The following is a 2,042-nucleotide window of genomic DNA, read 5'->3' as shown; positions in this document are numbered from 1 at the left end:
CTGGAAATTTTTCTCGACTCGGACGGCGCCGCCCTCGAGCTCACCTACGGCGTAAACTTCAAGTTCAACACGGTGAACCGGATGACCCTGGGCATCGTCCGGTACTACGAGATAGCCCGGCGGCAGGCCCTGCGCTTCGGCTTCGGCGCCGGGATGAGCTACCCCGTCACCTGGCAGTGGTCCAGCTGGGACCTGCGCCTTGAACGCGCCTGGTGGGAGATGAACCTGGACGGCGGCTGGCGGTGGGAATTCACGCCGGGGCTGGCGCTGTTGGCCGACGTGAAGCTCTCGGTGGGCACCGGGCGGGAAGATAACCTGATGGGCGACAGGCCGATAGAGACCGGCGTGGGCCTGACAGGTTGGCTGGGGCTCATCGTATACCCGTAGGCTTGCCGGGCATCGAAAAAGGGCGGGAAATATCCCGCCCTTGCTACGTTCCGGTTCAACCGAAGTCTAGTACATGCCCATTCCGCCGCCGCCCATGCCGCCGCCGGGCATTGACTTCTCCTCCTCGGGCTTGTCGGTCACCAACGCTTCGGTGGTGAGCATGAGTCCGGCGATGGAGGCCGCGTTCTGCAAGGCGATGCGCGTGACCTTGGTCGGGTCCACGATGCCCATTTTGAGCATGTCGCCGTACTCGTTGGTGTAGGCGTTGAAGCCCGCGGAGCCCTTCTTGGCCTTGACGGTCTCGACGACGACGGCGCCCTCGACTCCGGCGTTGTCGGCGATGTGGTAGAGCGGCTTCTCCAGGGCTTTGCGGATGATTTCCACGCCGGTGGCCTCGTCGCCTTCGAGCTTGAGCCCGTCGAGCTTGGCCATGGCGCGCAGGTAGGCGACGCCGCCGCCCGGTACGATGCCCTCCTCGACGGCGGCCCGGGTGGCGTGAAGGGCGTCCTCGACGCGGGCCTTCTTCTCCTTCATCTCGGTCTCGGTGGCCGCGCCGACCTTGATGACCGCCACGCCGCCGGCCAGCTTGGCCAGACGCTCCTGGAGCTTCTCCTTGTCGTAGTCCGAGGTGGTCTTCTCGATCTGGGCCTTGAGGGTGCTGATCCGACCCTCGATCTCGGACTGGGTTCCGCCGCCTTCTACGAGGGTGGTGTCGTCCTTGTCCACGGTGATGCGCTTGGCCTTGCCCAGGTCGTTGAGGGTGGCGTTCTCGAGCTTGAGGCCCAGCTCTTCGCTGATGACCTGGACGCCGGTGAGGATGGAGACGTCCTTGAGCATTTCCTAGCGGCGGTCGCCGAAGCCGGGGGCCTTAACGGCGCAGACCTTGAGCGTGCCGCGGATTTTATTGACGACCAGGGTGGCCAGCGCCTCGCCCTCCACGTCCTCGGCGATGATCAAGAGCGGCCGGGCGGACTGGGCCACCTTCTCCAGAAGCGGTAACAGGTCCTTCATCGAGCCGATCTTCTTCTCGTGGATGAGAACCACGGCATCCTCCAGCACCGCCTCCATCCGCTCCGGGTCGGTGACGAAGTACGCCGAGAGGTATCCGCGGTCGAACTGCATGCCCTCGACGAGGTCCAGGGTCGTCTCCATCCCCTTGGATTCCTCGACGGTGATGACGCCCTCCTTGCCCACCTTCTCCATGGCCTCGGCGATTTTCTTGCCGATCTCCGAATCGTTATTGGCGGAGATGGTGCCGACCTGCTCGATTTCGCGGGAGTCGGAAACCTCTCGGGATATATCCTTCAGGCCCTCGACTACCACGGCCACGGCCTTATCTATCCCGCGCTTGAGGCTCATCGGATTGGCCCCCGAGGTGACGTTGCGAATCCCCTCGCGGAAGATGGCCTCGGCGAGGACGGTGGCGGTGGTGGTCCCGTCGCCGGCCACGTCCGAGGTCTTCGAGGCGACCTCGCGGACCATCTGGGCGCCCATGTTCTGGAAGGGCTCCTCCAGCTCGATCTCCTTGGCGACGGTGACGCCGTCCTTGGTGATGGTGGGCGAGCCGAAGGATTTCTGGAGGATGACGTTGCGGCCCTTGGGGCCGAGGGTGATCTTGACGGCGCGGGCCAGCTTGGCGATGCCCCGCCGCATGG

1 protein-coding gene and 1 pseudogene are annotated in these 2,042 nt (G+C 64.8%); one reads left to right on the top strand and one right to left on the bottom strand.

Annotation, left to right across the window (positions count from 1 at the left end):
• Nucleotides 1–387 (top strand): hypothetical protein (locus NTW26_12055; GenBank protein MCX7022980.1); only part of this gene is annotated, 387 nt, incomplete at its 5' end.
• A 66-nt stretch (nt 388–453) separates the two neighbouring features.
• Here the strand turns inward: NTW26_12055 and groL are convergent.
• Nucleotides 454–2,040 (bottom strand): annotated as a pseudogene (groL, locus tag NTW26_12050) (chaperonin GroEL).
• Nucleotides 2,041–2,042: the final 2 nt, after the last annotated feature.

Source organism: bacterium, assembly GCA_026398675.1.
GTDB lineage: Bacteria > RBG-13-66-14 > RBG-13-66-14 > RBG-13-66-14 > RBG-13-66-14 > RBG-13-66-14.
The sequence above is the reverse complement of the archived record's forward strand: the minus strand, read 5'-3'. Positions and strand labels throughout refer to the sequence as shown.